At 42.5% G+C, this 24,401-nt stretch carries 23 protein-coding genes; all 23 read right to left on the bottom strand.

Going from position 1 to position 24,401, the window contains the following annotated elements; all coding sequences use genetic code 11:
• Positions 1–26: 26 nt before the first annotated feature.
• On the bottom strand, positions 27–1,100 hold the full coding sequence (gene purK, locus M9H69_RS00545) for a 5-(carboxyamino)imidazole ribonucleotide synthase (protein ID WP_250315631.1): 1,074 nt from the start codon (positions 1,098–1,100) through the stop codon (positions 27–29).
• Complete coding sequence (gene purE, locus M9H69_RS00540; RefSeq protein WP_250315630.1) at positions 1,087–1,578, bottom strand: 5-(carboxyamino)imidazole ribonucleotide mutase; 492 nt, start codon at positions 1,576–1,578, stop codon at positions 1,087–1,089. Before purE ends, purK begins: the two co-directional genes overlap by 14 nt.
• Before the next feature lie 189 nt (positions 1,579–1,767).
• Positions 1,768–3,030, bottom strand: coding sequence for a phosphoribosylamine--glycine ligase (purD, locus tag M9H69_RS00535; protein WP_250315629.1), 1,263 nt, complete (start codon positions 3,028–3,030; stop codon positions 1,768–1,770).
• Between the two features lie 344 nt (positions 3,031–3,374).
• On the bottom strand, positions 3,375–4,466 hold the full coding sequence (locus tag M9H69_RS00530; RefSeq protein WP_000666927.1) for an RES domain-containing protein: 1,092 nt from the start codon (positions 4,464–4,466) through the stop codon (positions 3,375–3,377).
• A 3-nt stretch (positions 4,467–4,469) separates the two neighbouring features.
• Positions 4,470–5,411, bottom strand: a complete 942-nt coding sequence (locus M9H69_RS00525; RefSeq protein WP_000273871.1) for a sce7725 family protein — start codon at positions 5,409–5,411, stop codon at positions 4,470–4,472.
• A 12-nt stretch (positions 5,412–5,423) separates the two neighbouring features.
• Positions 5,424–6,257 (bottom strand): sce7726 family protein, encoded by an 834-nt coding sequence (locus tag M9H69_RS00520; RefSeq protein WP_000403437.1) that lies wholly within the window; start codon positions 6,255–6,257, stop codon positions 5,424–5,426.
• 211 nt (positions 6,258–6,468) lie between these two features.
• Positions 6,469–8,016, bottom strand: coding sequence for a bifunctional phosphoribosylaminoimidazolecarboxamide formyltransferase/IMP cyclohydrolase (purH, locus tag M9H69_RS00515; RefSeq protein ID WP_250316152.1), 1,548 nt, complete (start codon positions 8,014–8,016; stop codon positions 6,469–6,471).
• A gap of 15 nt (positions 8,017–8,031) precedes the next feature.
• Complete coding sequence (gene purN, locus M9H69_RS00510) at positions 8,032–8,577, bottom strand: phosphoribosylglycinamide formyltransferase (protein WP_250315628.1); 546 nt, start codon at positions 8,575–8,577, stop codon at positions 8,032–8,034.
• Positions 8,574–9,596 carry a phosphoribosylformylglycinamidine cyclo-ligase gene (gene purM, locus M9H69_RS00505; RefSeq protein WP_250315627.1) on the bottom strand — a complete coding sequence of 341 codons (1,023 nt, stop codon included), beginning with the start codon at positions 9,594–9,596 and terminating at the stop codon, positions 8,574–8,576. Before purM ends, purN begins: the two co-directional genes overlap by 4 nt.
• A 213-nt stretch (positions 9,597–9,809) precedes the next feature.
• Entirely contained in the window at positions 9,810–11,252 is a 1,443-nt protein-coding gene (gene purF / locus M9H69_RS00500; RefSeq protein ID WP_250315626.1) for an amidophosphoribosyltransferase, read from the bottom strand.
• A gap of 12 nt (positions 11,253–11,264) precedes the next feature.
• Positions 11,265–14,990: a phosphoribosylformylglycinamidine synthase gene (locus M9H69_RS00495; RefSeq protein ID WP_250315625.1), complete on the bottom strand. Its 3,726-nt coding sequence runs from the start codon at positions 14,988–14,990 to the stop codon at positions 11,265–11,267.
• A gap of 66 nt (positions 14,991–15,056) precedes the next feature.
• Complete coding sequence (gene purC / locus M9H69_RS00490) at positions 15,057–15,764, bottom strand: phosphoribosylaminoimidazolesuccinocarboxamide synthase (protein WP_250315624.1); 708 nt, start codon at positions 15,762–15,764, stop codon at positions 15,057–15,059.
• Positions 15,765–15,933: 169 nt separating this feature from the next.
• Positions 15,934–17,283, bottom strand: a complete 1,350-nt coding sequence (gene comB / locus M9H69_RS00485) for a competence pheromone export protein ComB (RefSeq protein ID WP_250315623.1) — start codon at positions 17,281–17,283, stop codon at positions 15,934–15,936.
• 12 nt (positions 17,284–17,295) lie between these two features.
• Entirely contained in the window at positions 17,296–19,449 is a 2,154-nt protein-coding gene (comA, locus tag M9H69_RS00480) for a peptide cleavage/export ABC transporter ComA (RefSeq protein ID WP_084920041.1), read from the bottom strand.
• Between the two features lie 210 nt (positions 19,450–19,659).
• Positions 19,660–19,869: a hypothetical protein gene (locus M9H69_RS00475; RefSeq protein ID WP_000869800.1), complete on the bottom strand. Its 210-nt coding sequence runs from the start codon at positions 19,867–19,869 to the stop codon at positions 19,660–19,662.
• 24 nt (positions 19,870–19,893) lie between these two features.
• Positions 19,894–20,082 carry a hypothetical protein gene (locus M9H69_RS00470; protein WP_195217117.1) on the bottom strand — a complete coding sequence of 63 codons (189 nt, stop codon included), beginning with the start codon at positions 20,080–20,082 and terminating at the stop codon, positions 19,894–19,896.
• A gap of 71 nt (positions 20,083–20,153) precedes the next feature.
• The gene (locus M9H69_RS00465) at positions 20,154–20,378 is read right to left on the bottom strand and encodes a bacteriocin immunity protein (protein WP_080585587.1); all 225 of its coding nucleotides are present in this window, start codon (positions 20,376–20,378) and stop codon (positions 20,154–20,156) included.
• Positions 20,379–20,381: 3 nt separating this feature from the next.
• On the bottom strand, positions 20,382–20,564 hold the full coding sequence (locus tag M9H69_RS00460) for a Blp family class II bacteriocin (RefSeq protein ID WP_009729537.1): 183 nt from the start codon (positions 20,562–20,564) through the stop codon (positions 20,382–20,384).
• A gap of 24 nt (positions 20,565–20,588) precedes the next feature.
• A complete protein-coding gene (locus tag M9H69_RS00455; RefSeq protein ID WP_000180812.1) occupies positions 20,589–20,780 on the bottom strand; it encodes a class IIb bacteriocin, lactobin A/cerein 7B family in 192 nt (63 codons plus the stop codon).
• 443 nt (positions 20,781–21,223) lie between these two features.
• Positions 21,224–21,460, bottom strand: coding sequence for an acyl carrier protein (locus M9H69_RS00450; protein WP_000136450.1), 237 nt, complete (start codon positions 21,458–21,460; stop codon positions 21,224–21,226).
• A gap of 3 nt (positions 21,461–21,463) precedes the next feature.
• Entirely contained in the window at positions 21,464–22,456 is a 993-nt protein-coding gene (gene plsX, locus M9H69_RS00445; protein WP_247941856.1) for a phosphate acyltransferase PlsX, read from the bottom strand.
• On the bottom strand, positions 22,453–23,223 hold the full coding sequence (gene recO, locus M9H69_RS00440; protein ID WP_084938702.1) for a DNA repair protein RecO: 771 nt from the start codon (positions 23,221–23,223) through the stop codon (positions 22,453–22,455). Before recO ends, plsX begins: the two co-directional genes overlap by 4 nt.
• Positions 23,220–24,389 carry a pyridoxal phosphate-dependent aminotransferase gene (locus M9H69_RS00435; RefSeq protein ID WP_000366366.1) on the bottom strand — a complete coding sequence of 390 codons (1,170 nt, stop codon included), beginning with the start codon at positions 24,387–24,389 and terminating at the stop codon, positions 23,220–23,222. The genes recO and M9H69_RS00435 overlap by 4 nt, the downstream gene beginning before the upstream one ends.
• Positions 24,390–24,401 lie beyond the last annotated feature (12 nt).

Raw genomic sequence — 24,401 nt, 5'->3', positions numbered from 1 at the left:
TATTCCTTCTGAAATTTAACCTTTCCCTAAAACTCCTCAATCTCATCCGGCACATCACTAAACAAAGTCACATGTCCCATCTTGCGGTTGTGCTTCGCTTCTATTTTACCATACAGATGGAGGTGGGCGCTTGGATTTTCTGTCACATATTGTTCAGCGACCTCGACGTGCTGGCCGAGAACATTAAGCATAACAGCAGGTGCATGGAGTTTTATGGCTGGTAATGGTGCTCCGAGAACACCCAAAATATGCGTGTCAAACTGGGAGAAGTCGCAGGCTTCGATAGAGTAGTGGCCAGAGTTGTGTGGCCGTGGGGCAATCTCATTGACGATGATGTCATCAGCTGTCGCAAACATTTCCACGCAGAGGGTTCCAGACAAGTTGAGTTGCTCAGCGATTCTCACTGCCATAGCTTTGGCTTTATCTGCTAGACTATCAGAAATTCGAGCTGGGACGATGGTCTTAGACAGGATGTTGTTGCGGTGGATATTTTCCTGAACTGGGAAAACCGTCACATCCTCGCCGTTACCAGACACGATAACAGAAATTTCAAGGTCAAAGTTGACAAATTCTTCCATAACGCAGTCTGCTGAATCCGCTAGCGCATAGGCTTCTTCCAAGTCTGCTTCCGAGCGAATGACCTTTTGCCCATGTCCATCGTAGCCACCCGTCGCAGTCTTGAGGACATAGTTTTTCGACAGGTCAATATCTGCCAAGTCTTGGCTAGAAGTCACAACCTTGTAAGGTGCCACCGTTACTTGAGCCTTATTTGAGAGAAAATCCTTTTCAAAAATGCGATTTTGGGAAATACGGAGCAGGTCTGTCCCTTGAGGGAGCTGTCCATCCTTGATAACAACATCCAAACCGTCAGCATCGACATTTTCAAATTCATAGGTGAGGACATCGCAACGTTCCGCCAACTGACGCAGGGCATCCACATCGTTATAAGGTGCGACGATAATTTCCGCCACGCGAGAGGCCGGGCAATCCGCCGCAGGATCCAGCGCGATGACCTTGTGCCCCATGTAGATAGCAGAAATGGCCATCATCTGCCCCAGCTGACCACCACCGATAATTCCGATTGTTTTAGATGAGCTCATTTGTAGACTCCTCTGCGATTTTTCCTTGCTCGTCTGCGAAATCTGCCAAAGCTGTCGCGATAGCCTGGTCCTCTACTGAGAGAAGACGGAGGGCAAAGAGAGCTGCGTTAGTCGCACCTGCTTCACCGATAGCCATTGTCGCAACAGGTACGCCACCCGGCATCTGTACGATAGAGTAAAGCGAGTCCACGCCACTAAGGGCACGTGATTTGACTGGCACCCCAATGACAGGCAGGGTTGTTTTGGCTGCAACCATACCTGGCAAATGGGCTGCGCCTCCAGCGCCTGCAATGATAACCTTGATGCCACGACTACGGGCTTCTTCTGCATGCCTAAACATGAGGTCTGGTGTGCGATGGGCAGAGACAACTTTCTTTTCGTAGGCTACACCGAAGCGATCTAAAACTTCAGCTGTTTTTTGCATGGTGGCCCAGTCGGATTTGGAGCCCATGATGATGGAAATAATTGGTTTAGTCATAATTTTTCCTTTTTCTTCTTTTTTAATAATGGTCTTAGGTGGTGGGGACGGAAGCAAACCTTCGGTTTCATTCCTAAACTTTGAGCTTAAGGTCTCAAAGTTTCCCCGACCAGAACAGATACTGTTCTGGTCTTTTCACCACGGTGACCATTATCGTATTTGGCGACTGCGTCGCCTTTTCTTATATCTTTATCGAATTGCCTTGCTTCCGATATCGGTTCGGTAGAAGAGGCCTTCTGTATTTTGTTGGGCGAGTTCTTGGTAGATGGTTTCTTGGGCTTCTTTGACGGTATCAGCAGTGGCGACGAGCATATAGACACGTCCACCGTTTGATAGCAGTGCTCTGCTATTTTCCGCAAACTTAGCTCCTGCATAGTAGGTGATGATGTCGCCTTCCGTCTTAGCTGGCAACTCGACACCCTTTGCATAATCTAGCGGGTAGCCCTTGGATGCGACAACTACGCCCAGCGTCACACCCTTGTCCGTCCACGTGATCTTCGGATCCTTACCATCCAGAATATCCGTGATATTTTGCGCAAAATCAGATGTCAAACGAGGCAAGATAATTTGTGTTTCTGGATCTCCAAAACGAGCGTTGAACTCGATGACCTTAGGTCCCTCTGCTGTTAAAATAAGCCCTGCGTAAAGGACACCAAGATAAGGACGACCTTCTTTAATCATCCCTTCGAGGACAGGCTTGACAATAGTATCAACTGCTGTGGCAACCACACTCTGTGGCAAGTGAGGAACTGGCGCATAGGCACCCATACCACCCGTGTTAGGCCCTTTGTCGCCATCATAGGCACGTTTGTGGTCCTGAGCCGTTGGCATGATGTAGAACTTGTCACCATTGACAAAGGCAAAAAGTGAAAATTCCTCTCCTGCAAGAAACTCCTCGATAACCACACGCGCACCTGAGTCACCAAATTTATTGTCCAAAAGCATCTCATGAGCAGCTTCGACCGCTTGCTCGACTGTCTCAGCAACGACAACACCTTTCCCAAGAGCTAGCCCATCTGCCTTGACGACGATTGGAGCGCCTTTTTCTTCGATATAGGCCTTGGCTTCCTCAAAATCTGAAAAAGTCCCATAAGCGGCTGTCGGAACATCATATTTGACCATGATTTCCTTAGCAAAATCCTTAGACCATTCCAGCTCAGCTGCAGCCTTGGTCGGACCAAAAGCCTTTAGCCCAGCTGCATTGAAATCATCCACAATCCCAGCAGCAAGGGCATCATCTGGACCAATGAAGGTCCAAGCAATATCGTTGGCTTTTGCAAACTCAATCAATTTAGAATGTTCGGAAATAGAGATGTCCACCAATTCCAGACCATCCAGAGTCATCCCGTCATTCCCAGGAGCTACAAAGACTTTTTCAACGTCTTTTGATTCCAGCAACTTCTTAGCAATGGCATGTTCACGACCACCCGAGCCGACAACTAACAGCTTCATCTTTCAACCTCTTTTGCGAATTATTTACTAATATTATACCATAAACGTTCGCTTTAATCTAATTATATCTACAAGTAGAAAAATACAACATAGAGTAAACTTACTGAAGCTAGTCCATTTTTTAAATCTTTAAACACTTAATGAGGCTGGGACAAAAAAATTTTAGCTTTAGGAGTCCTATACGATAAATTCTTAGACTTGGTAAATGAAATAAAAAAGCGAACAAGAAAAAATTCTGATTGTCAGAAAACTATCTTTGTTCGCTTTTTATATTTAAAGCTAGACTTTTGTCCCAAGCTCATTAAGTGCGGAGTATCTCTAAAATATGTAGCCAAGTTTTATATCTACCAGACATAGGAAATCTGATTTATTCGTTTCATTTTTATATCAATTACATCAAAACACTCTGGTGTGAATATAGCTAAATTGAAACCTTCTGGATTCATAACACTACGGAATTCAATTCCTTGAAAGGCATATTGTTCAGGATATTCTTCTGAGACTATAGATCTGACAAAATCAGCTATATATTGAGTTGGGAGATAATCTAAAACATCATCAGACTTTCTCATTACTCTCCCCATCTCATAATCAATTTGTTTTAGATGCTTTTTATTAATTGCCAACTCAGCAATATCATCAATAATCCCATCTAGAAAGGGACTAATTTCATTGATTTTTTTAAAATCAATAACTGTTATAGGAGACTTTAATTCAAAAGTCCCAATGCAGACATGGTCATATAAACCTGTTCTAGTTTCATGTATTGCTGTTTTTTCTGTATCACCCAAATATAACGTCACAATCCCTCTTGCATTCGCTCTTCCATCAGCAGATTTACCTTTAGGAGGTGCACCTATTTCTTTCGGCTCAAATTGTTTTCTATCTTTTGAAATTCTACATCTAAAGAATTGCTCTCCTCTTGAATAAGTCTTTTGGATAGCTTCACAATACTTTGCTAAAATACCTTTATTAATCTGGTTAGAATGAAAACGATTATTATATTTAATATCTTCAACAAAACATTCCCAACCCTTACTGAATAACGAATGCTCCTGTAAATAGATAGGATCATACATTTTATCTACCCCAACAGGTGAGTTTAACAAGTTTGGAATTTCTTCAAACAGTTCTTTACAAATTTCTGAAAGCATTTGATAAACCTTATACTCATCATTAGTAGTAAATATGTTCCAATTTGTTGCTACTTCAGTTTTTAATAGCATCTCTTGCCCAGATTGGAAATTTTCTATTTTTTCTATTGGAGAAAAAATAGAAATAAATGAACTAAAATAATCAATTAAATATTTATCTTTCTGTGTATCATAAACAAAGTCATTCGCATTACTACATAAATCACAGCTAGACTGTCTTCCAGCTATGATTACTTGAGATTTAAGAATTTCATCTGCAAAGCATTTTTGACAAAACTTCATTAACTATCTGTCTCCATTTATTTGATCAAGATATTTACCAACCAATTCAATATGATGCATCATGGTTAATTTTTTAATGGTGCCAAGTCCTGGATATGTTTTGGTATCGGACAATCGTTGAAACTCTTTGATCGCCATTGTCTGTGATATTTTACCTTCTTCAATAGCATTGATTAACTTTTCGAGAGCCTCCTCAAACTTACCCGCTTGGTTTCTCTGCTTTTCATTTGTATTAGATACAAAATGATGAATTCTTAAATCTTGTTTTTCGTTAAAATAAACGATATGAATAGCTATAGCAGTGGGGGCAAATCCTGAATCACTGTAGCTCTCGCCAACAATAGAGTAATCCGAAAATCCCTTATACCCATCCTTTAAAAAATATTTATGATCTTCTGAGAAAAATTCATCTGTTTTTTTAGCATAATCTACATTTCTTGGCGCTTTCTTAAATCTGTCACTAATTTTGACTTTGCTCCCGCTAACCTCTCTGTTTAACTTACTGTCTTCCCCAATAATATTGTAGGCTGTTAGTTCTGTATTATAATTATCTTCGTATCCATTTAAATCATCAGGATCTTTACATATTGTGATTTGCCTACTCATGTCATCATTCTGCTTGAAATTATCAGCTTTTTGATAATCTGTGCTTATCAGTGAGGCAAAGTACAAATGCTCACTCTGCTCAATCACTTTGTCTAAGTGGCTTGCTCGATTTTTTTCGTTTTTGCTGTATTCCTCATTAAAGAACCCTACTGCTGGATTCATGATGAGGGCACACGGTTGCTTCTTCGTTGCAAATGCTTCCAAAGTACTGACCAGAGTTGGGGATAATCTCACTGGTTCAATAATTGGAATAACATTGTTGCTTAACTTATTATTTTCTAATAACTCTCTGAGCGCTATTAATTCATATTGCCGACCTCTTAGGTATGGAAAATACATACTTTGCTCCTCCTATTTTTGTAAAAATTGTGCAAGTGCATCATAATCCTTTGGTTTAAAGTTCATGAAATACACCAAAAACTTGAGTTCATATGGGACCGCCGCAAACAATTCTTTATTGATTGGATTTCTTTTTTTCAGTTCAATTAAAAAATCTGAATAAAATTGCTCTAGTCGAATATCTTCAGTTAGTTGCCTACAAACATCGTAATAATCGAATTGAGAGACCTGAGGTAAAAAACCAAAACGCTTCTCAATAATACTTTCATATTCGCGTTTCCGAAGAATACTGAAAATGACATCTCTATCTAAATCATCATTGTATTCCTTAGGTTCCATCACTGTTTTAATTTTTACGTTTTTTTGTAGAATATATAGACCAATAGGTTTATTAATCTCATCAATTTTTCTTTTCGCCATTTCTATGTTCTTTTCGTATGTCAAAATGGCAACATGGTTAAAAGCTTTATAATATTCATTGATTTGATTTTCAAGTCTGTCAAAATTGTCTAATTCTGTTTTTATTTCATACACAACCGCCTTTCCGTTGATTAAAATAAAATCTGGTTTTGCTCGACCGACAGGTATCTCTGTTAAAGCTGTTGTAGTATTGACACTATGTATTCCTAATAAACGTTTATTTAAAAGAGTATTCTTATAGAAGTATTCGTTCCGATACGACCGAGATAGTTTATTATAAACATTTTGAATAGTGGACAAATTATTTTCTAATTTATAATGTTGCGAAACACGCTCAAAAACTGGATCTTTTTTATTTTGTACGAGATTTTTGATAGTATTTCTGGAAAAAAATCTATTTATTAAATAATTTTTTTTAATTTCCAAATCAATCCCCTCCTTGATTGCGCTCTGCTAACATCATTATATCAAAAATATTTACTTCTAACATAGTTTATCATAACTTTATTTATTACCTTGCAGATAAAACTATGATGTTTTCTAATTTACAAATAAATTCGCTTCTCATAATTTGTTATTAATCTATTATTTCATTTCAAAAAAAAAGGAAAGAAACTGTTTTCTTTCCTTTACTTTCTCAATGTCTAAAATGTCTCACGCCTGTAAAGACCATGGTCAAGCCATATTTGTCAGCTGCTTCGATAGATTCTTGGTCACGAACTGAGCCCCCTGGCTGGATGATGGCCTTGATACCAGCTTTGGCGATTTCTTCCACGTTATCCGCGAATGGGAAGAAGGCATCAGAGGCAAGTACAGCGCCGTTAAGGCGGTCTTTGGCTTGGTCAATGGCGATACGAACAGAAGCCACACGGTTAGTTTGACCTGGGCCAACACCGAGTGTCATGTGGTCATTGGTCACGATGATACCGTTTGATTTGACATACTTGATAGCCTTCCAAGCGAACTCGAGGGCGGTTGCTTCTGTCTCTGTTGGTTGGCGTTTGGTCACCACTTGCCAGTCAGCTGGGCTTTCTTTGACCACGTCTTGATTTTGCACCAGAAGTCCACCGACAACGCCTGTGTATTCTGCTTCCACTTCGCTGGCATCTTGGGCATCAAATGGTAATTCTAGAATGCGCAAGTTTTTCTTTTTGTTGGTCAAAATAGCTAGCGCTTCATCTGTATAGCTTGGCGCAATGATGATTTCAAGGAAAACGCCGTGCATCTTCTCAGCTGTCGCAGCATCCACCTCACGGTTGAGAACGACAATCCCACCGAAGATAGAGACTGGGTCTGACTCATAAGCGTAGTCCCAAGCAGTCTCGATGTCATCAGCCTGACCGATTCCACATGGGTTCATGTGTTTGAGAGCCACAACGGTTGGACGGTCTTTGAAGTCACGGATAATACGAATGGCAGCATCCGCATCACGGATATTGTTGAAGGACAATTCCTTACCGTTAAGCTGTTTGGCTGAAGCAATGGAGTAATCTGTCGGCAAGGCTTTTTGGTAAAAGTCTGCATCCTGTTGAGGATTTTCCCCATAGCGCATTGGTTGCTTGAGGTCGTAGGTCAAAGTGAGTTTTTCAGGTTTTTCTTCACCCACTTGAGCTGTGAAGTATTCTGCAATCAAGGCATCATAAGCCGCTGTGTGACGGAAAACTTTAGCCGCCAAACGTTGCCGTGTTTCGTAAGTCGTTTCGCCATTGGCTGACAACTCGTCCAAAACCACAGCATAGTCCGCAGGATCCACCACAACTGTTACGCTAGCATGGTTCTTCGCTGCTGATCGAAGCATAGAAGGACCACCGATATCGATATTCTCCACCGCATCAGCATACGTCACATCTGGTTTGAGAATGGTTTCCTTGAAAGGATAGAGATTGACCACTACAAGGTCAATGAGCTCGATTTGATTGTCCTTAGCCGCTTCCAAGTGGCTATCCAAATCACGACGAGCCAAAAGTCCGCCGTGGATATTTGGATGAAGGGTCTTGACACGACCGTCCATCATCTCTGGAAAACCAGTCACATCATCAATGGCAATAGTCTCTACCCCAGCATTATCAAGGGCAACCTTGGTTCCGCCTGTCGAGATGATATCCCAACCCAGTTTTTTAAGTTCTTTGGCAAATTCAACAATGCCCGCTTTATCTGAGACACTGATTAAGGCGCGTTTAGTCATTTTTGTTCCTTTCATTTACTTATCCAACAATTCTCTAATAACCTCTGGATACAACTTGTACTCCGCTTCATGAATCCGAGCTTCAAAACTGTCAATGGTATCATCAGCTAGCCGTGGTACACGGACTTGTTTGATGACCTTGCCTGTATCCACACCGGAGTCCACCCAGTGAATGGTCACGCCACTCTCAGCAACACCAGCATTCCAGGCGTCCTCAATTCCATGAGTTCCTGGAAATTCTGGCAAGTAAGCTGGATGGATATTGATGATTCGACCTTCATAAGCCGCCAATAAGGTTGGCCCAACGATTTTCATGTAGCCTGCTAGACAAACCAAGTCAATCTGGTGTTCTTGCAAGAGTTCGACAAGGGCTGCTTCGTAGTCTGCCTTGTTCTCGAATTCCTTGAGTTCAAAAGCGTAGGATAGAACACCAAGCTTGTCTGCACGCTCGAGCACATAGGCGTCACGATGGTCTGAAAAGACAAACTCCACCGGAAATTCTTCGGCAATCACCTGAAAATTTGAGCCATTACCAGAGGCAAAAACCGCTATTTTTTTCATTTAATGATGACACTTTCGTTTTCTTTCTTGACGATGCTACCAATTTCATAAACTGGTTCATCCAATAATTCCTTGATACGGTCTACATTTTCAGGGCTAACTGCCAGCATAAGTCCCACACCCATATTGAAGATTTCAAACATTTCTTCGTGTTTGATCTGACCGTATTTTTCAAGGGCTTTGAAAATTGGAAGAACTGGAACCTTGCTTTCCTCAATCTCAGCAGCCAAGTCAGCTGCAAACATGCGAGGGACATTTTCGATAAAGCCACCACCAGTGATGTGGGCAATCCCGTTGACTAACTCTTCCTTGATGAGTGGCAAGACAGCCTTGACGTAGATACGAGTCGGCTCAAGAAGGACTTCCTTGAGTTTCTTGCCTTCCAATTCCGGCAAGACTTCCTCACCTGTGTAGTCCGCAAAAACACGACGAACGAGGGAGTAACCATTTGAGTGAATCCCACTTGAAGCAAGTCCGAGAAGAACATCGCCTTCAGACACTTTTGACCCGTCAATAATTTGAGATTTTTCAGCCACACCGACTGCAAAACCAGCCAGATCGTAGTCATCTGCGCCATACATACCAGGCATTTCAGCCGTTTCCCCACCAATGAGAGCAGCGCCTGCCTGCACACAACCTTCTGCTACACCAGCAACGACTTGTTCTAGTTTAGCTGGTTCATTCTTGCCAGTCGCGACGTAGTCAAGGAAGTAAAGAGGCTCCGCACCTGCAGCGATGATGTCATTAACACACATGGCCACACAGTCCTGCCCAATCGTGTCATGCTTGTCGTATTTGATAGCCAGCATGAGCTTGGTTCCGACACCGTCAGTCCCTGAAATCAAGACCGGCTCTTTGACACCTGTTTTTGAAAGGTCAAACATGCCACCAAAGCCACCCAGAGCTCCCATAACACCTGCACGCTCCGTACGAGCCACGTGCTTTTTGATCCGCTCAACAACTTCATAACCTGCTTCAACATCTACACCCGACTGGGCATACGCATTTTTATTTGCCATTTTATTTTTCCTTTTCTTTGAGAAGATTGCGACGTATTTTAGATAAACAATTATTTTATCTAAAAATACTAGTCAGGGCTCTAGCTTTGGTCCCATAAGACAAAGCGTCTATTGACAAATGCTTTAGCTTTTAGTCAGTAGCGAGACGTGGAGCATAAGCATTTTTATTTGTCATCTTCTCTTCCTTTCCTTTCATGGAGAGTCTTTATCCGTCTATTTGTAAAAACTGGTCTTATCCCCCAAGCTTCTACGATATTCTTCCTCATAATCGTAGAGAGGAGTTGGGTAGTCTCCATCAAAATAAGCGACACAGAGACCACCGTTCGGCGCATCTGTTTCGATGCCGATAGAATCAATCAAGCCATCAATCGAAAGATAGGTCAGGCTATCCGCACCAATGATTTGGCAGGTTTCTTCGACTGTATGATTAGCCGCAATCAACTCCTGACGCGTCTGGATATCAATCCCGTAGAAACATGGATAAGCCAGCGCTGGACTACCAATGGCAACGTGAACCTCAGACGCACCTGCTTCTTTCAAAAGCTGAACGATACGGCGAGAGGTTGTCCCACGAACAATGGAATCATCAATCATCACCACACGTTTGCCTTTGACAACACCCGAAACAGCAGACAGTTTCATCCGCACCCCTTGCTCCCGCAATTCTTGAGTCGGTTGGATAAAGGTGCGTTGGGTGTATTGGTTTTTGATCAGTCCCATTTCATTTGGCAGACCAGATTCTTCTGCAAATCCCATAGCTGCGCTCAGCGAGGAATTTGGTACACCAACCACAATATCCGCTTCATGCTTGAATTCACGCGCTAATTGGGCCCCCATACGTTTGCGAGCTGTATGGACATTGACCCCATGGATGTTAGAGTCAGGGCGAGCAAAGTAGATATACTCCATAGAGCAAATCGCCAGCTGGGTATCATTCGTATAACTATCGTACTGGATACCATTGTCATCCACAATCACAATTTCCCCTGGCTTTACATCACGAATCCACTCAGCACCGATGACTTCAAAGGCACAGGTTTCAGACGAAACCACCACCGCTCCGTTTGCCATCTTCCCGATAGAAAGAGGACGGAAGCCGTTTGGGTCGAGGGCTGCAATTAACTTATCTTCAAACATCAAGAGATAAGCGAAACCACCTTTGACAAGACTAAGTGCTTCCTTGATTTTACCCATTAGACTAGGATTGTGACTACGACGAATGAGGTGAGCCAAGATTTCTGAATCGGAAGTTGAGCTGAAAATCGCTCCTCTTTGTTCCAATTCTTGCTTGAGAGATTCTGCATTGGTCAAGTTTCCGTTATGAGCAAGTCCAAACTGCATATCGTGAAAGCGGAAGAGAAAGGGCTGGATATTATCTACAGAAGCTTCGCCAGCAGTCGCATAACGAACATGCCCAATCGCGCTCGTTCCAGTCAGTTTATCCAAATTAGCTGGATTTCTGAACACTTCTGATAAAAGCCCCATATCACGATGACGCTTCAATTTCCCCTGATCATTGGAGAGGATTCCTGCCCCTTCCTGACCACGGTGCTGAAGACTATGGAGACCAAAATAGGTCAATTTAGCAGCATCTGGATGCCCCCAGATACCGAAAACACCACATTCTTCATTAAGAGATTTTACTTCGTATGTCATTTTTTATACCTTTTATTTCCCTGTGAAATAACGCACAGCCGACGCGAACAGGTGCTGGTCCTTATTTCCTGGAATATTTTGGAAAAGACCATCTTCATAACGTTCTGAGTGTCCCATTTTACCGATGATTTGACCATTCTTGCTGGTAATTCCTTCGATGGCATTTACAGAACCATTTGGATTGTACTTAGAATCCATGCTTGGCTTGCCATCAAAGTCTACGTATTGACTGAAAATTTGACCATTATCACGGAGCTCTGCAAATTCCTCAGCCGTCACAACAAACTTTCCTTCACCGTGCGATACTGGAATGGCGTGGATATCGCCCACTTGCACTCCAGCCAACCATGGTGAGTTGGTATTGGCAATCCGAGTTTCCACCATCTTGGCCACGTGCTGGTTGGCATCATTGTAGAAGAGGGTTGGACTAGTGCTGCTTGCATCCTCGAAGTTACCGTATGGAAGAAGACCTGATTTGACAAGAGCTTGGAATCCATTACAGATACCAATAATCAAGCCACCACGAGCGATAAAGCTATCAATCGCTACACGCACTTTTTCATTGAGCAGGATATTGACAATAAACTTAGCTGATCCATCCGGCTCATCCGCAGCTGAGAAACCACCTGCAAAGAAGAGAATGTTAGCCTTGTCGATGTTGTCAACCATGGTTTCAACTGACTTGGCAATAGCTTCTTCATTGAGTGTCACGAATGGCACCAAGTTAACCTCTGCACCTTCTTTTTCAAAAGCCTTGGCTGAGTCATATTCTGAGTTGGTTCCTGGGAATACTGGGATGTAAACCACAGGTGTTTCAACTGTTTCTTTGGCTTTAATCACAGCATCTGATGCCACAGCAGGTACTTCTTCCAGTTCTTTCGCTTGGGCAAATTCTGTTGGGTAAACCTCTTCCAATGTCCCTTGGAAGGCACTGTCAAGCTTGTGTCCATCTAGCTTCACACCGTTGACAAGGAGTGTAAAATCTGCTTTCGTTTGACCGATTTTCTCCACTCCAACGATTTCTTCAGGAGACGTGAAGACAAATCCGCCTAACTGAGCTGTCAAAGCCATTTCAAGTTTAGGCAAAAGCACCTCTGCACCGATATGATTTCCAAAAGTAGCAAGAGCCAAGCTTTCAAGGACACCACCGTATTTAACAGCTGATGCAGATGTCACTTTGTGATCAGCTTGGATGTCTTCAAACTGAGCAAAATTAGACTTAATCAAGTCAAAATCAATCTCCGCAGAAAGAGCTTGACCTGGGATGTAGTAGATATTTTCACCAGCATCCTTAAATTCTGGAGAAAGGACCTTACGGCTATCTGCTGTTGTCACCCCAAAGGCTACCAAGGTTGGTGGCACTGTCAATTCTTCAAAGGTACCAGACATAGAGTCCTTACCACCGATAGATGGCAAACCAAGCTGGATTTGTGCTTCGATAGAGCCTAGAAGAGCTGCTACTGGCTGACCAAAACGCTCTGCTTGTTTGTCCATGCGCTCAAAATACTCTTGATAAGAGAAGCGAGCCTTAGACCAGTTGGCACCAGCAGCCACCAAACGAGCAGTTGCTTCGATTACTGCATAGGCAGCACCGTGGTATGGAGACCATTCTGCTACATAAGGGTTAAAGCCTTGAGCCATGACTGACGCAGTGTGAGTTACACCATGTTGAACTGGCAATTTCTGCACAGAAGCCTCAGTCGGTGTCAATTGGTAACGACCGCCAAGTGGGTGATTGACCGTAGAACGACCGACCGAGCAGTCAAAGATGGTCTGCAAGCCTTTTTGACTCGCATGGTTGATGTCAGATAGAACCGCAAGAGTATCCGCTTCAAGGGCTTCAGCACTTGTCTTGCGTTCTTCTGGGAGTTTGACATCCTTGTCCACAACCTTGGCATCGACAACGACACGCACACCATTGGTATCAAGGAAACGGCGTTCCAAGTCAACAATCGTTTCACCATTCCAGTGCATGACTAGATTTGGTTTTTCAGTCACTGTCGCAACCACAACCGCGTCAATATTTTCTTTATTACATTCTGCAACGAAGGCATCTACATCCTCAGGACGAACCACGACTGCCATCCGTTCTTGTGATTCAGAGATGGCAATTTCTGTACCATTCAAGCCTTGGTATTTAAGAGGCACTTTGTTGAGGTCGATTTCAAGACCGTCTGCCAATTCACCGATGGCCACACAGACACCACCCGCACCAAAGTCGTTGGATTTCTTGATGAGGCGGGTAACCTCACCATTACGGAAGAGGCGCTGAATCTTGCGTTCTTCGATGGCATTCCCCTTTTGAACCTCAGCACCAGCAGTCTCTACAGACTCAACTGTTTGAACCTTAGAAGAACCTGTCGCACCACCGACACCATCACGACCTGTTTTACCACCAAGAAGGATAATCACATCCCCCGCTTCCGGTTTTTCACGGACTACATTTTCCTTAGGAGCAGCACCAACAACGGCACCTAGCTCCATACGTTTAGCTACAAAGCCTGGGTGGAAGTATTCACGAACGTAAGTCGTTGCAAGACCAATTTGGTTACCATATGAAGAATAACCATGAGCCGCTGTCTTCGAAATGACTTGTTGTGGCAATTTCCCAGCGCGCGTTTCTGAAATCGGCGTTGTAATGTCACCCGCGCCTGAGATACGCATGGCTTGGTAAACATAAGAACGGCCTGACAATGGGTCACGAATGGCGCCACCGATACAAGTAGCAGCCCCACCAAATGGTTCAATTTCCGTTGGGTGGTTGTGGGTTTCGTTTTTGAACATGAGGAGCCAAGGTTCCTTGAAACCATCAACGTCCACTTCGATTTCAACCGAGCAGGCATTGATTTCGTCAGACACCTCCATATCGTCCAAACGACCATTAGCACGCTCATAACGACCAAAAATAGTCGCCATATCCATCAAGGTTTGCGGTTTTTCAGAACGCCCCAACTCCTCACGCATGGCAATATACTTATCATAGGTTGCCTGTAATTGTTTTTGGAACTTAGATGCTGAGAAATCAATCTGTTTCAACTCTGTCTCAAAAGTCGTGTGACGGCAGTGGTCAGACCAGTAAGTGTCCAAGACCTTGAGCTCTGTTTCTGTTGGCACGCGCCCGATTGACTTGAAGTAGTCTTGGATAAAGAGCAAATCATCCACTTCCATGGCCATCCCCTGCTCGGCCTTGTAGCGGGCAAAGTCTTCTGCTGTATAGCTTTCAAAGAAAGTCAATTTTGGAATGGTCTTGTCTGACTCTGAAAATTCCTGTTTGGCAATCCCTGTCGTGATGTCCTTAAAACGAGAATCCACTGGATTGAGCAGGTAGTTCTTGACCGCTTCTAACTCAGCAGCATCAATATCTTTATTAACCAAGTAAAGTTGGGCTGTATTGACCATAACATCACTCGAACTTCCCAGCAAAAGCAAAGCTTCCTGTGAAGAAGCTGCACGCTGGTCAAACTGACCAGGCAGGCTTTCAATGGCAAAGAAAGCATAGTTAGCAAGATCTGCTTGCACAGCCGCTTCATCCAAGACATGATCCGTCACCTGCTCAGAGAAGATGTGCTTCTCTGTAGGTGCAAACAAGTCCTCTGCCAAATCAAAAACATCATAAACTTGCACAATGCGAATACTTTTTAAGGTTGAAAGCCCCAAGTTGTGCTGGAGTTCTCTTACCAAACTCTCTGACTTAACCTGAAAATCGGCCTTTTTTTCAACAAAAATACGTTTATCCATCAATTCTTATTCCTTTATTTCAGCTCTTGCAATGTTCCCAACGACCTTGAGAGTATTGCAAACAGATTATTTCAAACCCTGCAATTTCTCCCAGACAATCTCGTAAACGTCTGTTAATTCTCCGAGACCTCTACGGAAAACATCCTTGTCCATGTGATTGCCATCTGCATCCCACAAACGGCAGTTATCTGGTGAAAATTCGTCTGCCAAGATAATCTTGCCATCCTTGTCAAAACCGAACTCTAGCTTAAAGTCAATCAATTTAAGACCAATCTCAGCAAACCAAGCTTTCAAAAGTTTATTGATACGACGGGTTTCTTCCTTCAAGTAGGCAATCTGCTGGTCATCCGCAATTTTAAGGAATTTCACATGCTCGTCATTGATAAAGGGATCATCCAAATCATCATTTTTATAGTAAAATTCGACAATCGGAGTCTCAAATGCGATACCTTCTTCTACGCCAAAACGTTTTGAAAAGGAACCAGCTGTGTAGTTGCGGAGCACAACTTCCAAAGGAATAATCTCAACCTTTTTATTGAGCTGTTCCGTGTCCGAAATTTTCTCCACAAAGTGAGTCGCTACACCAGCCGCATTTAATTTCTCAAAAATAAAAGATGAAATCTGATTATTTAACACTCCCTTGCCCGCAATCTGCTCCTTCTTGACACCGTTGAAGGCAGTTGCCTGGTCCTTGTAAGTTGAAATAATGAGATTTTCATCCTCAGTTGTATAGATATCCTTGGCTTTTCCCGAATAGATCAGTTGTTTTGACATTTTAAAGTTCGCCTTTCGTTTTACTTGAGCACATTCTAACATAAAAGCATGAAAAATTCAAGGTTTTTACGAATAAATAACGTTTTTCCTATTTTAAGCGTAAAGAAAAACTGCAAGATAAGCTCCTCTTACAGTTTTAAAATCATTTATCCTCTGAAAAACACGAATATTAGCCTTTATTCAAAAATTGATCCCAAAAATAACGGAGATAACTTTTCTTTCCTGTGATCATCTGCAGGCGGCCTTCTAAGCCATAGCGAAGTTTTGCAGCCTGCTCAGGGGGCAGATGGGTTTCCGCCTCAATTTTAAAGAAATTTCCTTTTTCAGTCTTTGTAGCTGTCGCATCAATACTTGTAATAGTGGAATCCAGGAAAATTTGATTCTTCGCATCATTAGTCGTAGTATAACGGACAGAGTCTCCAATCTTAACTCTAGCAACATCTTTTGAACTGAGATAGGCTGTGAGTTTGGTTTTTCCTTCTTTTTCCAAAGATGGATAGAGTTGGGCTAGCAGGGTTCCTTCTGCAGCCATCGTAGATTCACTGGTCTCAGGATTAAGGTGAAGCACCCCATCCTCGCTTGCTGTAATCTTCCCCTTCTCTAGGAGACCTCCTTGGACTTTCTTACCCGACTCTGCTTCTAAAATTTTCTGATCCAAAAGAGTTAATTCCTGACCGACTTTGACTAGGTGCTGGGACTTGAGCGATTCCAGTTGACTATCCAGTCCCGTTGCATAGGCTTGCTGGGTTCCCGAACCTGCATACTGAACACGATAAGTAGCAAGACTAGATTCTAACTGAGAAAGCTGTGCTTCAACCTGTGCAACAGCCTGAGCCTTAGCTTGCGGATTTTCCTCCCTCTGAGACTTGTAGGACTGGTAGAGAGAGTAGGCTAGATTCTGACTGGTCAAGGAAGCACCTGTTTCAATAGCCGACTTAGCTGTCTGGTAATCGCGAATTTTAGCCTCTGTTTGACTGATGAGGTTCCCGATTTCAGCTTGGGTTTGACTAGCCGCTGCATTCTGGGACGCGATGGTCTCATTTTGCTGTGAAACATTGCTCCTCAGACTACTAGCTTGGCTGAGATAGTCTCGAAACATCTCCTGATATCCAAACTTATCCGCCTCTGGAAATTGATCACTCCCCTCTTTCAAACTGGATTGCAAATAACCCAACTGCTTTTTTTGATCCTTTAACATCTCCAATTGACTGGCATATGCTTCGACCTGGACAGCCTCCGCCCCTTGCTGGTACTCAACGAGTAGTTCGCCTTGCTTGACCAACTTGTTTTCTTCCAGATAGTTGGCCACAATCCGTTGATTGCTAGTTGACTGGATGTTGGCAATGATCCGACTAGGTTCGACAGTCGCTCTGGTAGACAAACTAATCTCCTTCTCTGCAAAAACTGCAAATCCAAGTAAAAACACGAGCAGAAGTGACATAGGTAAAATCACTCGACTGGAAAAATTATGGTAACGACGATGGTAAAACTCCGCACTTTCTAAAAATTCTGGTTGCATCTTCTCCTCTTTCTAGCTATTGACCAAATGGGCGTAAAATCCACCTCGAGCCAGTAAGTCCACATGATTTCCCTCTTCGACAATCTTGCCCTGATCCAAGACAACAACTTTCTCTGTCCGCTCAGCAATGGTCAAGCGGTGGGCAATGAAAATCAAGGTCTTGTCTAAAGCCATAAGATTATCCACAATCCGCTTCTCTGTCAAGATATCCAGACTGCTGGTCGCTTCGTCCAATATCAAAACAGGTGCATCCGTTAAAAGAGCTCGCGCCAGAGCGATTCGCTGCCGTTGGCCACCAGAAATACCTGCGCCATCCGAAGTCAATTCTGTCTGGTAATTCAGTGGCATCCGCTCGATATCCTCCCGAATCTCTGCCAATTCAACTGCTCGCAGAATATCCTCCTGTGTCGTCCCCTCCTTGGCTCCAAGGAGAAGATTCTCCAAAATCGTTCCGTTAAAGACATAGGGCTGTTGAGGCAAATAGTTGATATGCTGGCGCAAGGCTTTTTTATCAATCTGATTAAGATTGACACCACCCAGACTAATCTCTCCCTGACTAGGGTCGTAAAAGTTAACCATCATCTTGGCCAAGGTGGTCTTGCCTGACCCTGAAATCCCCACGAAAGCCACTTTAGAACCTTGCGGAATGGTCAAATTGATATCCGACAAAACATCTCGACCGTAGCCATACTTGTAGTGAACCTGCTTGAAAGCCATATCCCCTTTCATCATGCTCAAATCTTCTACTGTTTTCTTCTCCTCAAACTCCGAAGCTACCAGATAAACCTCATTTAAGCGATTATTGGCAACCTGCGCTGTTTGAAGTTTGGTTTGCAGGTTGATGATATTTTCCAAAGGATTGGTAAAGTAAACAAGCAAAGTATTATAGGTAATCAATTGCCCCAAACTCATCTTGCCATCCATGACCAGAACAGCTCCCATCCAAAGAACGGCAACATTGAGAAGAAGCTGGGCAACTTTTTTCAGAGCCTTTTGCTGGCTTTCTGCCCGACTGTAGGTAAAGGATTTTTTCAGATAAGCCACAAATTCCTTATCAATCTTTTGATAGCGTGAACTTTCACTAGTCAAAGACTTAATGGTCTCAATACCGTTGATGTCCTCGATGATAGAAGAAGACAGAACCGCATTGGCTTCCATAGTGTCCCGATTCATCTTTTCAAAAGGCTTCATAAAGGCAAATATAATCACTGTATAAATGGGAAGTGCAAGCAGACTGATGAAAAAGAGTGTTATATTTTGTGAAAACAAGACAAGCGAGATAATCAAAATCGTTGACACATCCAAAAAGATAGAAAGAATGGTCGAAGCTAGCGCATCAATGATACTATTAGCATCTGTAAAACGAGAAACGATTTCCCCTGTCCTGCGTGTCGCGAAAAAGGACATTGGCAGGTGAAAAACATGCTTGATATAAGACAAAATCACGTCAATTGACAACCGTTGCCCCAGAACAAGTAAAAGATATTCCTGCGCATAGGACAAGATTTGCTGGAGGATATAGACGATGACCAGCCCAATAGAAATAATCCCCAGCGTCGAACGCATCTGATCTGGCACATAGGTATCAATGATCGACTGCAGATAATAAGAACCCACAATGTTAATCAAGGTTACCAAGAGTGTCGCTAGAACGATATTGGTAATTAAGCCACGCTGTTTGAGTAAGATTGGCAAGAAGGATAGGAGCCCTTGTTTTTTCTCCCTGTGAGGTTTGTAGTCTGGAGACGGTGCCATAAAGAGACTGACCCCTGTCCATTCTTGCGCAAATCGCTCACGGCAAATCTTCGTCAGCTTAACACTAGGATCTGGATCAGCGATGTGGATCGTCTTCTTGTCCTGACCAATCACCACATAATAGTGGAGCAATTTCCCTTCCTTGAGCACATGGGCTACAAAAGGAAAAGTCAAATCAGGCAGATCAAAGAGCGTCATATCCGCTTTGATAGCGCGCGTCTCGAAGCCAATTTCTTCTGCCACCTTGACAAGACCCAAAGCAGTTGTCCCATCCATAGTCGTCTTGGCTAACTCTCGCAGGTGAGCCAAGGAGTAATAACTACCATAGTAGCCAAAGACCATGGCCAAGGAAGCCACACCGCAATCCATCTGATCCACCTGGGGACGATAGTGCCTTTTCCCAAATTTCATATCCATCTCCTTTTTTCTAATAATCTCTAAAAACTTTGTAAGATTATTTTAACCAAACAAGGAAGAAATAAGGGAATTATTTCTGAAAAAACTATTTTTACGCCTAAAACGCACTTTAAAAAGCATAAACTATCATTTAAATGTAAAAAGGCAGAACGAAAGTTCTGCCTGCTTAAAGCAACCGTTAAAAAATGAATGCCCAGAAATAAATTATTCTGAAATGATATTTTCTTTACTTTTATAAAGTAAGATAAAGGTCATCAAAAATAATGAAATCGTAGGTATATCAAAACATTCAAACCATGTAGGTAAATTTATTTTGTTTACATCAGCCACAATTCTAATCATTAGATAAGCCATTGAGCTAAACAATACAATAAACTCTGGCCAAGCTTTTTGTAGTAATTGAACGACTTTCATCTCAAACTCCGATCTGATGGTTCATCAATTCCCTATTTTACTTTCTTTTGTTTTGTACTTGTATCCTAGATAAAACAGACCAAGTAGAATTGGATAGGTTTCTGGATAAAACAAGGTATTGATCGGATTTTTCATAATCAAATACGTTGCGATATAAATAATGATCGATACGACAAAATACCCCTCAGCAAATCCTAATAAGAATTTTTTCATGATAGACTCCTATTTACCTGAAAAGAAAGGCGGGAAAACTCCACCATTTACATGCATAAAATCCTTTTCATTCAGATTGATCTTTTATAGTTTTGATTATTTTTCGTCAAATCCTTACAAAAAATACCAAAATAGCCCGAAGCAAGTAAACCAACTACAGTCCATTGCCAATCAAAGGATACTAATGAACCTGTACGAATCACATGAAGTACAAGATTGAGAGCTATAGCCAAGAAAGGAACTATAGTAGCTAATTTGGGTAAGAGTGTATTGAGATTAAGGTTCCGATTGTTCATAGTCTAACGCCCTCTGTATCCATTATAGACTCCCAATCCAAGTGTACCTCCTGCTACAGTAGCCGCTGCTCCATAAGCTGCTACTGCTTTCCAGCCTACAAGCACTACCGTACCTATCGTTAATGTAATAACACCGCCTTGAACCTCTTCAAGTTCTTGAAAAGATAATTCTTGAAATTGTTTCATTGTTAAGCCTCCTTTCTAATCATATTAAGGTCGCAATGCTTTTCCAATAGCATATCCTGCTCCATAAAGAGCTCCTCCAATTGTAACCACAGCACCTGCTACTTTTCCTGCTAAAATAATTCCAGCTGCTGTAATAATCAATCCCCCATTCACATCCGTCAACTCTTCTTCTGTAAGAGCTGCAAAGTTCTGTTCCATTTTGTCAAAGTTTGTCATCTTTTTTCTCCTTTATTTTTATTTTTTTAGTTTATGGTCTCTAGGCTTTAAACCATTTTAAAAACCAGATTGGAAAAATAACTGAAATCATTTTTTCTCTCCCTCCTGTTCTTCTCACTTATCTATTCGAAAAGTGATTTAAAATGAACAGGTAAATTTCATTTATTTCAAATACCATTTGATAAACCATGGCAATAAGATTGGTAAATACATCGCGTAGTCTCCTTCCCTTTTTCCTTACCTATCTATTCGAAAAACAATTCGAAAATGAGCAACTCATTCATTTTTATTTTAAAAACCACTTAATGAACCACGGATAAAAACCGGTAACATACATAAACGTTCCTCCTTTTTCTTTCTCATCTCTTTATTCGCAATTTCTACTAAAAATTTTTCTTTTTTCTACAAACAAAAAAGCAACATGCAAATCATGTTGCTTTTTGCTATTCTTTACTTTTGACAACTGCTACCACATCTCCTACACTTTGCAGTTGGTCAATTTCCTCATCACTGATTTCAATTCCGAATTCATCTTCTAGTGTCAAGACGAACTCCATCAAGTCAACTGAGTCCGCATCGAGATCGTCTTTCAAACTCAAAGATTCTGTCACGACAAAGTCCTCTCCCTGTCGCTCTTGGATAATGGTTACAATACGGTCAAAAATTTCTTTTTCTGTCATTTGTTATTCTCCTGAAAATTCACGCGCAGTCTGGGCAACTACGTCTGTTTCTAGCATAGTACGAATCTGGCGAATCGTACTATACACAGCCTTGGCATCACTTGAGCCATGAGTCTTGACAACCGGTGCCTTAACACCAAACAAGACTGCTCCACCAACATCTGAATAATTGAGTTGCTTTTTCAAACCTCTAAGGCTATCCTTGAGAAGAAGAGCACCTAGTTTCGCTCGAAGACCACCACCTGTGATAGCTGTCTTAAGCAAGCCCATGATACCCATGGCTGTCCCTTCAATAGATTTGAGCACAGCGTTTCCCGTGAAACCATCTGCCACAACAACATCCGCAACGCCATTCATCAAATCACGCGCTTCCACGTTTCCGACAAAATTCAAGCTTTCATCCGCTGCTAGCAAGGCGTAGGTTTCCTTACGAAGGGGATCACCCTTGCTACTTTCTGTTCCATTATTGAGCAAACCAACACGTGGTCTCGAAATTCTACGAACATTTTTCGCATAAAAGGAACCCAAAACAGCGTATTGGTGCAGATGATGAGCTGTATTTTCTGCATTGGCTCCAAGGTCTAGCATGTCAAAGCCTTTGCCATCAATGGTCGGTAAGGTCGACATGAGCCCAGGACGATCGATATTCCTGATACGACCCACAATGAAGAATCCTGCAGCCAACAAGGCACCTGTATTCCCAGCCGAGAGGACAGCGTCTGCCTCTCCTTCTTTGACTGCCTTAGCCGCTAATACCATACTGGCATTTTTCTTCTTACGAATAGCTTTTGTAGGCTCATCATCAAAATCAATCTTCTCATCCGTATGAATAATGCTGACGCGTTCTGTCGCTGTTAGATATTGCTTGATTTTGCTTTCGTCTCCATAGAGTTGAATCTCAATATCTGAAAAGTCAGCAAGGGCTTGATTGACACCCTCAACGATAGCTTGAGGTGCGTAATCGCCCCCCATAGCATCTACTGCGATTTTTTTCATTTGTCTTCCTCTTTTAGTAATTGTCCCCAGTCGGCTAGGGAATCAATAAATTTCTTTGATTTTAGGTGAATTCCAACATACTCTTCGTAGATTTGGTCTATAAACTTGCGCAAGTCTTGCTTGATTTCAGGCTTGAGCGAAATAGTCTCCAAGGTCTCAAAATCAATAGCTTGAAATTGATTGAGCAGATAAGGGATATTGGGATTCAGATGACAACGTCTCTCATCTTCATGATAATGCTCTGGGCAGAGGCAGGCTCCATATTTAAAAGAAAAGTCAAAAGCCTGACCGACCCGATGGCAAAAGACACACTCATTAAAATTGAGCCCAATTCCAAATCGGGTCAAGATTTGAATTTCAAAAATATTGGTCAAAACCTGATAATCCAATCCTGCTTCCATCAACTCCAAAGTCTTTTGCAAAAAAGCAAACAGGGGAGCATCCTGCTGATTATCCTGCAAACTAGCATCTGCAAGGGCAGCCACATAGGTCGCATAAGCCATAACAAAGAGATCACTATTAATCTTGGGAAAGGTCATCACCTCATGGTAGTCTTCGATATAGCTGAGTCCATCATCATTGATTCGCAAGAGAAACCGAGCCAATACCAAGGGCTGAATAACAGGGGCCAGTTTGGACTGACCAGCGTGTTTGACGAAAAACATGCGCTTGCCCGCTTGCTCGGTAAAAATCTTGACTAACTTGTCATCCTCACGAAAGTTACGATTGTAGAGCACCAAGCCTTGACTCGTGATAGACTGAATCATGCTTCTCTCATGTACTCCTCAAGTCGTTTCATAGCCTCTCTGATCGTTTCCATGCTGGCTGCATAAGACAGACGCACATAGCCTTCTCCATACTGACCAAAAGCAGCACCCGGAATAAAGGCAACAGCCTTCTTCTGAGCAAAATCCTTCAGAAAAGCAAAGGAGTCTTGATTGTAACCTGCTGGAATCTTAGCAAAGATATAGAAGGCTCCGTCTGGTTTGATAATCTCAAAACCAAGAGCAGTCATCTTCTCGATGATATAATCTCGACGCTGGATGTACTCCTTCTTCATAGGCTCCGCGTCGTTTTTACCAGCGGTCAAAGCCTCCACCGCAGCATGTTGAGCCATAGTGTTTGCGGCAGTTACCAAGTACTGGTGACTCTTGATTAACTGAGCTGTAAAGGCCACAGGAGCAAAGATAAAGCCTAAACGCCAACCTGTCATAGCATGAGACTTAGATAAACCATTGATAATAATAGCCTGGTCTCTCAGCATAGTTCCCAAAGATACATGGGCTTCGCCTGTATAGGTTAATTCTGAGTAAACCTCATCACAGACAACAAAAATCTCATACTTGCGTAAAACGTCTGCCAAGGCTTCCAACTGCTCCCGACTATAGGTAATTCCTGTCGGATTAGCCGGATAGTTGAGAATGACAGCCTTGAGCTTGTCGCCTTGCTCCAAAATGGCCTTTTCCAACATCTCAGGAGTCAAGACAAAACCATTTTCAGTCGTATCAATCTCGACAACCTCTGCCCCAACTAGATTGACAATTGGCTCATAACCTGGATAGGCAGGAGCTGGCAAGAGCACCTTATCTCCCTCTTCCAAAATAGCTGTCAAAGTAGCCGATAAAGCCTCTGTCGCCCCAATTGTAACCAAGATTTCATTTTCAGGATTGTAATCTAGCTGGTATTTTTCTTTTACAAAATCACTGGCTGCCTGACGTAATGTTAACAGACCACTCATCCCTGTATAGTAGGATTGGTTCTGGTCGATGGCCCGCTTAGCCGCTTCCTTAACATGATCTGGCGTTGTAAAATCAGGTTCCCCCAAGGTCAAACGCAGGACCCCAGGAATCTCCGAAATAGCCTGGTCAAACTGGCGAATCAACGAAACTTGAATCTTATCTAATTGTTTATTAAAGCGCTTAGTTAAGTCCATAGATACCTCCTA

It is taken from the genome of Streptococcus oralis, from assembly GCF_023611505.1.
GTDB classification, from domain to species: Bacteria; Bacillota; Bacilli; order Lactobacillales; family Streptococcaceae; genus Streptococcus; species Streptococcus oralis_CT.
The sequence above is the reverse complement of the archived record's forward strand: the minus strand, read 5'-3'. Positions and strand labels throughout refer to the sequence as shown.

Coding starts and splice junctions, on each gene's coding strand:
- purK (WP_250315631.1), bottom strand. CDS start 1,100: ATGAGCTCATCTAAAACAATCGGAATTATCGGTGGTGGTCAGCTGGGG.
- purE (WP_250315630.1), bottom strand. CDS start 1,578: ATGACTAAACCAATTATTTCCATCATCATGGGCTCCAAATCCGACTGG.
- purD (WP_250315629.1), bottom strand. CDS start 3,030: ATGAAGCTGTTAGTTGTCGGCTCGGGTGGTCGTGAACATGCCATTGCT.
- M9H69_RS00530 (WP_000666927.1), bottom strand. CDS start 4,466: ATGAAGTTTTGTCAAAAATGCTTTGCAGATGAAATTCTTAAATCTCAA.
- M9H69_RS00525 (WP_000273871.1), bottom strand. CDS start 5,411: ATGTATTTTCCATACCTAAGAGGTCGGCAATATGAATTAATAGCGCTC.
- purH (WP_250316152.1), bottom strand. CDS start 8,016: ATGACTAAACGCGCCTTAATCAGTGTCTCAGATAAAGCGGGCATTGTT.
- purN (WP_250315628.1), bottom strand. CDS start 8,577: ATGAAAAAAATAGCGGTTTTTGCCTCTGGTAATGGCTCAAATTTTCAG.
- purM (WP_250315627.1), bottom strand. CDS start 9,596: ATGGCAAATAAAAATGCGTATGCCCAGTCGGGTGTAGATGTTGAAGCA.
- purF (WP_250315626.1), bottom strand. CDS start 11,252: ATGACATACGAAGTAAAATCTCTTAATGAAGAATGTGGTGTTTTCGGT.
- M9H69_RS00495 (WP_250315625.1), bottom strand. CDS start 14,990: ATGGATAAACGTATTTTTGTTGAAAAAAAGGCCGATTTTCAGGTTAAG.
- purC (WP_250315624.1), bottom strand. CDS start 15,764: ATGTCAAAACAACTGATCTATTCGGGAAAAGCCAAGGATATCTATACA.
- comB (WP_250315623.1), bottom strand. CDS start 17,283: ATGCAACCAGAATTTTTAGAAAGTGCGGAGTTTTACCATCGTCGTTAC.
- comA (WP_084920041.1), bottom strand. CDS start 19,449: ATGAAATTTGGGAAAAGGCACTATCGTCCCCAGGTGGATCAGATGGAT.
- M9H69_RS00475 (WP_000869800.1), bottom strand. CDS start 19,869: ATGAAAGTCGTTCAATTACTACAAAAAGCTTGGCCAGAGTTTATTGTA.
- M9H69_RS00470 (WP_195217117.1), bottom strand. CDS start 20,082: ATGAAAAAATTCTTATTAGGATTTGCTGAGGGGTATTTTGTCGTATCG.
- M9H69_RS00465 (WP_080585587.1), bottom strand. CDS start 20,378: ATGAACAATCGGAACCTTAATCTCAATACACTCTTACCCAAATTAGCT.
- M9H69_RS00460 (WP_009729537.1), bottom strand. CDS start 20,564: ATGAAACAATTTCAAGAATTATCTTTTCAAGAACTTGAAGAGGTTCAA.
- M9H69_RS00455 (WP_000180812.1), bottom strand. CDS start 20,780: ATGACAAACTTTGACAAAATGGAACAGAACTTTGCAGCTCTTACAGAA.
- M9H69_RS00450 (WP_000136450.1), bottom strand. CDS start 21,460: ATGACAGAAAAAGAAATTTTTGACCGTATTGTAACCATTATCCAAGAG.
- plsX (WP_247941856.1), bottom strand. CDS start 22,456: ATGAAAAAAATCGCAGTAGATGCTATGGGGGGCGATTACGCACCTCAA.
- recO (WP_084938702.1), bottom strand. CDS start 23,223: ATGATTCAGTCTATCACGAGTCAAGGCTTGGTGCTCTACAATCGTAAC.
- M9H69_RS00435 (WP_000366366.1), bottom strand. CDS start 24,389: ATGGACTTAACTAAGCGCTTTAATAAACAATTAGATAAGATTCAAGTT.